Here is a 6,997-nt window from a genome sequence, read left to right as displayed (position 1 = left end):
GCTCTGTCGAGATTTAGTGTGGCATTCTGCAAAGACTGAGAGTTGACGTCATTTAACCAGACATACTTTTCCTTCAGCTCAGGAATTTTACGATTTAGTGGCTGTAACGAAATAAGTAATTTATTGAATTTTTAAAATAAATTTCAAAACTTCACTATAGTGCATATTATGCCCACAGGATTATTATTTCAATATTTGAATGTATTAGTTATTTTTGGACGCCCACTTAGTTCAAATCTTGTCAATGGCTGTTCTTCTTCATATGCACAAATCTTATTATTCAAAGCCCAGTTGAAAACAAACCTACATGCCCCGAAATGCTGCGCAAACAAGGATTTCTGTTCCTTGTTGGGATACATTCGGTATTTGTAGGCTTTCAGCATGCACGCCCCTATATATTTTAATGCTATATGTGCTTTGTGCTAATATGAATTACAAACATCTCAATCATAAGAAAATACATTATGGAGCGATGGTTATTTTTGTTGTACCATTGGAAATGTGAGTAAAGCCACTATTACAAAATATATACAAGAACTGGGATGATCGCTTACATCCCCTTGGCTAAAGACCAAGGGGTTTTACGCTCGATTTATAAATCAGGCAGAAAGCCACCGATTGAGGGAGGGGGGACGGTCGCTGTCCATCGCTGTCGATCGTTTTGTCCGGGACTGGATTGACGGTTTGATGGGAGGGCGGCGTTGCCGGGCTCAGACCCGGCCGTTTCCGCGTGCGTTCCTCTCTCTCAGGGCCGGCTTTCTGGCGTCTCCGGGTACATCCGGGTGGAAATTATTTACGAAAGGGATTTGTCACCGCGGAATGCGGGGTGATCTGAACAGGTGCAAAAAAAGAAAAGGGGGGTGCCTCTCTTAACTCCGTTTCAGTGAATTGATTACGATGTTGAAGGGCTCGGCCCCATTCAGGTAGATGAACTCTATCTCGTCAGGAGTGATCAGGGAACCGGTGGAATGCCCTCCCCCTCCCTCGACCAGAGTCAGCGTCCTGTTGTCACGGTCGATTACCCCGGCGCATGCGGTGGTTCCCCAGATGGCATAGCCGGTCTGGTTCATGAAGGAGATCTCTCCCGAAAAGATTCGGTCTTGCTGTTCGGTGACGGAGAGGGTCATGAGTGCACCGGCACAGTCAGTGTAGCCTGTTCCATATTCGTAGCCTGTCATCGTGCCGGTCCAGTTCCCAAGAAGGTCGGGGGTCTCGACAGCAGCAGCATTGCTCTCCTGAGGGGTGGTTGTACACCCGCAGATCAGCACGGCGAGGAGGAGGATACCCGCACACAGGATGGCTTTCAGTTTCATAATATTATGATGAAGCCCAAAAAGAGATAAACCAGTTCTTTTGGTGCGGCAGGCTACGCGGTATTTGCGTGCTGCATGAGAATATTCCTTATTATTATCCGGAAGCAGAGCCCGTAATCAAAATTAAAAATGGATGTCCCGGTTGTTATTCTGTCCCGGACACAGACAATGTGTCCGGGGCGTATGCCGGGGTGATCTGTGGGAAGAAAAGTTACTGCACTGGTGACGGGTATGCCGGGCCGGTGTATATCCCGGAACCCAGCCACCAGTCATCATCAATTCTCACACCATACACCAGTTTTGATTCGAGCGTTCGGTCGTGTGTGGGATTGACATAATTGAGCTGGTAAAAACCGCTTTCATTTTTCACTGATTCGATGTATCCCCTGAGAAACGTTCCTGTGTCTCCCTCATCCAGACGGTATAATCCGACCTTCTCCGGACTGATCGGATGGGCAAGGGTTGTACCGTTGAAGGTATAGGCGTAGATATAGAGTTCGCCATCGATAAACGAACCATTCGGGTCATTAAATTCTGCAAGTGCTTTTTCCTTGCCGTTTGTTTTTACATAGGCGGCTGCACTGTCAACGAAGGCGACGAGCGTTTCATTGGAGGTGTAGGTATCCTGCGGGAGGGTATCGTTAATTCCCTGTGGTGGAGTTACGATATCAGGCTGTTCCTGTGTGCAACCGGCTGTTAAAAGAAACAGGCCGAGCACAAGCATAAAGAGGAATGAAATTGACGTTTTGTGCATATTTTTGGTTGCGTTTTTCCCCCGATAAAGATGTGTATTTACGAATGCAACGGAGGATTTTATTGACCACTCCGTTCTCTCAGGAACCATTCCCTTCCGTATCAGCCATTCCCGCGCCAGCACAAAAAAGACGGGTCACGGGTGATGACTAACCAGGCCGCCCACCGCAACGGATTTTTCCTGACAAAAATATTCGGGAAAATACCAAAAAGGTTACCCTTGCAGGGGAGTTCCGCTGTTTTGGATTTTCACCTGCATTTCCGGACTCAGTTGTTGAACCAGCTCGGCATTGTACGAACCGGAGGGCATGGGGGCCACTTCAGAATTAAATATCTGCAGGGCTGCGACGGCATAGGATCGTGCTGTTGCAGCAGGCGACCCCTCCTTTACTGACGGGTCAACGTTTGTGGTGAATATGGACACGGTATTATCGCTGTTACGGATGATCTCAAACGTGCGGAACTGTTGAGGGAACTCCCGCAGTGATGCTGTTTCAACCTCCCAGAAGCCCAGTTCAGGATGGTTGGGGTCCGGGGATTTGAGGGCAGTAACGGTATTCAGGTGACGATGTCCCGCGACCCACAGGAGGAGATTCGGGTAGGTATGAAGTTTGGCAATGAGTGTTGTGTCTGATACCGCAGCATATTTGTCCCAGGTCATTAAAGAATTCATACCGGATTCCGGCAGTTCGACGCCAATCGGGATGTGCGCTGCGATGATCATGAGCTTCCCTTCCGCCTGACCCGAATCGAGCTCATCTACCAGCCAGTCATACCGTTCCTGGTCAAGAGACCCATGCCCATTGCTGGTGCCATCAGGGGTATTTTCGTCCTTCTGGGTGTCATCGAGTACGATGACCCTGACCGGCACATCCGATTCCGGCTCGAACGAATAGCAGGCAAATCCCGTTGTTATATCAGACCGGCTGAACCCGTGTTCTGACGATGTATTGAATAATTCACCCATCCACTCTGTTCGTTGAAGAAAACGGCGGTCAGGATTGGCAGGTACTGTGGGAGGCCCGTACGGGAAGTCGCTGACAGGCCCTGCACCGGTAATGCTCCCATAGGGCGTCCGGCCATCGATTGCCCCCATATAGAATCCGCGGCTTTTTATACGGAGTTTGTCGGTGATAACATTGCCCATGTTGAGAATGGAATCACCGGTAAGGGCATTTTTGATGTAATCGTCCGGGGGGTACAATCCCATCCAGAAATGATCGTGGTTGCCGAGAACCTGGTACCATGGGATCGACGCATCCAGCCCTGCTGCCTTGTAGCTCTTCTGGTAATCAATGAGGGGTTTGGGGATTGGATCACCATTTGCACCGGAATTCGGGTTGATCGTTTTGCCGTCTATGATATCGATATACCACCGGAGTTCGTTATACTGACCGCTGTTGATTCCATCCCCCAGAAAAATGCCCAGGTCAAATGGTTTTTGTTTGTGAAGGGCGTTTACCGTCTGAACCGCTGCATCAAGAACATGGGTTGTATACAACATTGCCGGGGAATATCCTGAAACAATTCCCCATTTATAGCCATAATAAACCGCCTGGCCGGGAGATTCTTTGTCGGTGATATGGATGTCGGTCATGGTAAAAAAATGCAGGAGTCGCGCCGTATTCGTTGCCGATGCACCGGAATATCCTCCGGGCATCAGGTCCAGCCGTTTTTCATATCCCAGTCCCTCACCGAACTTCCAGATGCCATAGCCATACTTTGCAAAGTCCTGAACCTGATCCGGGTTCAGGACAGGGGAGTCCGATGGCACAGGAACCGGAACAACGGTTCTGTCAACGGTTGTATACACCTGTGACTCTATGGGATACCCGCATCCGGGGTTCCCGTCATTCAGGGAAATAAGAGATCCCCCCGATTACTGCAACCAGAAACGAAGCAACGAGGAACCCGGTTTTTACCTCTCCTTTCATAGTATTGTTGTATTTTGAGTTTTGATGTGAAAGTAATGATTATTCTGTCCTTTCCCACCAGACCGGTTCTGTTTCTTGGTCGGCCTGGCGGTACCTCCCGGCTCCACTCAGACAATCACTGCCCGGACGGGAATGCAGGCGCGAAATCCCCGGTTTGAAATCATTTTTTTACGTTCGCATATCATAATGAGGGAATTTATCCGTCCAAAGATTCCACACTTGGGAATGTATTCCCGTGAGGCTTCGTCCCTCGATCTTTTTACCGATTCCGTCCGGCTCATGGGCGATGCCACCCTGTGCGGAGTGATGGAGTTTGACCGGAGCCTTGATCCTGCCATTCTTCAGGAGGCTTTTCATGCGTGTCTTATGGCCCATCCTGTGCTTCACAGTCGGCTTGTCCGGGGGGACAGTCCGGCAGTCTGGGAGATGGCGGATGTTTGTGTCCCTCCGTTGCGGGTAGAGGAATGTCCCGATAACTATCATCCCCATGTCGTCGGGCCGGTTGATCCCTACGGGCCACTGCAGTTTCGCGTGCGGCTGCTGCGCAGACCGTCGGGGGATGTGATTGTCATCAACCTCGCTCATGCTGCCGCCGATGCGTTCGGTCTGCACACGCTCATGTCCCAACTGCTGCAGGAATACCAAACGCCCGGCAGCATCAGTCCCGCACCAGGGGGGATTCCGGCACGTGATACGCTCTGGACTCAGGGGTTGAATCTGGAAGTAACACCGGAATCTCCGGATATGAGAGTGATCAATCCCATGTGGCCCGATCCGTTCGGCACGTCCCGCGAGCCTTCGGCATTTCACCGGGAATGTGTCAGCCCCCCGGACTTGGAGGCAATGCGTAGCCGGGCCCGGGCGTTCGGGGGCAGCATCAATGATGCGGTGATGGCGGCCTATTTCCTTTCCATGAGTGACCTCACGGGCCACAGGGGGCCGGTTGATATCTTCTTCCCGGTCAATCTGCGCCAGCACCTGAATGACGGATCACGGGTGATGAGCAATCAGTCCGCCAATGTCAGCTTTGCGCTCGTTCGAAAGGAGGGAGAAGGGATGGCAGAGATTCTTCCCCGGGTGATCAGGGAGACGAAGCTCCTGAAGGGAACATCCATCGGCATCAGGGAACAGGTTTTGATGGACAGGGCCTGCGACCCGGAAGGCAGACAGATTCAGGAGATGGCCGGGGAGATGGCGGCCCTGCAGAAATCCGGTCTCGCGGATGTCTTCGTCTCGAATCCCGGACCGATCTCCCTCCCGGATATGGCAGGGCTCACCGATGCCTATGTATGCTACCCGGGATGCTTCATGCCCGCCAACTGTTTTATCACCAGCACGTTCCGGGGGCAAATGACCGTCACCATGGGATACCAGGATAGCAAACGGGCGAGAGAGGGAACACGAAAGGCGATGGAGCTCTTTAGGGAATATTTGCTGGGCACCGTTTCCCAGACCGCATTTACTGATACCGTGATGAACAGATAAACACCCAAAAAACACCTGGGCTGTCTCTCCGGGAGAGTGTGTGTCATCAGGTTGGCATGAGGGAATCCGGCCCGTTCCATTCACTCTGGAATGTATCCGGGAGAAGTGAGGGGTTGCCGCAGTGGCGTTTTTCACGAACGAAAGACGGGTTTGCCATGTCCGACACTTCCCGAACGCCCGTTCAACAATACTATCCGGCAATGCCCATGACAGCCGGGATGATACCGCCAAAAAAATGTGTTGTGGATGATTGTCTTTCCCTTATATCGACCAGTCCATACTCTGGCGCTGTAGACTGACCATATGTTCATACAATCCTCCTTCGCAGAGCAACTCCTCTGAACTGCCCTGTTGTGCCACGCATCCATCGTCCAGCACGACAATCCTGTCAGCATTTGCGACAGTACGCATCCTGTGGGCGATGACCAGCACCGTCTTATCCCTGATCAACTGTGAAAGGGCAGACTGAATCTTTGTCTCATTCTCGACATCAAGAGACGCGGTGGCCTCGTCCAGAAGAATAATTGGTGCATCCTTTAAGAGTGCCCGTGCAATGGATATTCTCTGGCGCTCCCCCCCGGATAATGTCGAACCATTCTCTCCGATGACCGTCTGGTATCCCTGCGGCAGACGGGATACAAACTCACCACACATCGCGGATTCTGCCGCCGCCATCACTTCCTCATCCGTTGCCTCCTTTCTTCCAATCCTGATATTCTCCATCACCGTGCCGTGAAAGAGCACAACATCCTGAAAGACGATGGCATAGTTTTTCAGCAGTGCTTCCGGATCAACCGTCGAGATATCCACACCACCAAGCGTAATCGTCCCGTGACCGATATCCCAGAAGCGGGCCGCCAGCTTTGTCGCCGTACTCTTCCCGCCGCCGGACGGCCCGACAAGAGCAGTCACTTCGCCCTGCTTTGCGGTAAAGGATACGTCTTTCAGTACCGTCTCACCCTCATTATAGGAGAATCCCACATGATCAAAGACGATATCATAACCGTCTGTTGTATAGTCACTGACACCTTCCTGCACCTCGTGACGCATGATCTCGTTCATTCTCCGGATAGGCACATCGGTATGGATGATCTCTGCGATATTGGCAATGATCTCAATCAGGGGATCATAAATTCTGGACGCCGCAATTAAAAATATCAGGAAGACCAGCAGATCTGTCCGGCCGGTGATCAGCATGCCGCTCCCGACCAGGATCACGGTTGCCAGCCCCAGTTTCAGGACCATCTGTGCCCCATTTACAAAGACACCTGCGGTGAGTTCTGAAGATATCTGAGCCTTCTCGGACATATCCAGTTTTCTATCCAGTCCGGCCAGATAGGCACCTTCCTGGTTATAGGACTTGATATCCTGTACCGTCTCTATACACTCCTGGATACCATCTGCACAGGCTCGTTTCGCGTCGTAATGCTTCTGTGCCCCTTTTTCCTGTATCCGCTTTGAGCCGATAATAATGACCATAGCAACAGGAATCACCCAGAGCAGGGCCAGTCC

The 6,997-nt window shown here is 51.4% G+C and carries 6 protein-coding genes and 1 pseudogene; 2 read left to right on the top strand and 5 right to left on the bottom strand.

Features of this window, described 5'->3' with window-relative positions:
- Positions 1-188: 188 nt before the first annotated feature.
- Positions 189-383 (bottom strand): helix-turn-helix domain-containing protein, encoded by a 195-nt coding sequence (locus tag MKMG_RS10020; protein WP_165077702.1) that lies wholly within the window; start codon positions 381-383, stop codon positions 189-191.
- Positions 384-453: 70 nt separating this feature from the next.
- Between MKMG_RS10020 and MKMG_RS11795 the strand changes: the two are divergent.
- Positions 454-546: pseudogene (locus MKMG_RS11795) on the top strand (transposase); the annotation flags it as partial.
- A gap of 323 nt (positions 547-869) precedes the next feature.
- Here the strand turns inward: MKMG_RS11795 and MKMG_RS10010 are convergent.
- The 3 genes from MKMG_RS10010 to MKMG_RS10000 form a co-directional block, all read right to left on the bottom strand.
- A complete protein-coding gene (locus MKMG_RS10010; RefSeq protein WP_165077701.1) occupies positions 870-1,313 on the bottom strand; it encodes a hypothetical protein in 444 nt (147 codons plus the stop codon).
- A 211-nt stretch (positions 1,314-1,524) separates the two neighbouring features.
- The gene (locus tag MKMG_RS10005; RefSeq protein WP_165077700.1) at positions 1,525-2,067 is read right to left on the bottom strand and encodes a cache domain-containing protein; all 543 of its coding nucleotides are present in this window, start codon (positions 2,065-2,067) and stop codon (positions 1,525-1,527) included.
- A gap of 213 nt (positions 2,068-2,280) precedes the next feature.
- Positions 2,281-3,879 carry a TIGR03768 family metallophosphoesterase gene (locus tag MKMG_RS10000; protein ID WP_216842901.1) on the bottom strand — a complete coding sequence of 533 codons (1,599 nt, stop codon included), beginning with the start codon at positions 3,877-3,879 and terminating at the stop codon, positions 2,281-2,283.
- A 346-nt stretch (positions 3,880-4,225) separates the two neighbouring features.
- On the opposite strand from MKMG_RS10000, the gene MKMG_RS09995 reads away from it, so the two are divergent.
- The gene (locus tag MKMG_RS09995; protein ID WP_165077699.1) at positions 4,226-5,485 is read left to right on the top strand and encodes a hypothetical protein; all 1,260 of its coding nucleotides are present in this window, start codon (positions 4,226-4,228) and stop codon (positions 5,483-5,485) included.
- A gap of 261 nt (positions 5,486-5,746) precedes the next feature.
- On the opposite strand, the gene MKMG_RS09990 is transcribed toward MKMG_RS09995, so the two are convergent.
- Positions 5,747-6,997 (bottom strand): ABC transporter ATP-binding protein (locus MKMG_RS09990; RefSeq protein WP_165077698.1); only part of this gene is annotated, 1,251 nt, incomplete at its 5' end.

Source organism: Methanogenium sp. MK-MG (genome assembly GCF_009914725.1).
Taxonomy (GTDB): Archaea; Halobacteriota; Methanomicrobia; order Methanomicrobiales; family Methanomicrobiaceae; genus Methanogenium.
The sequence above is the reverse complement of the archived record's forward strand: the minus strand, read 5'-3'. Positions and strand labels throughout refer to the sequence as shown.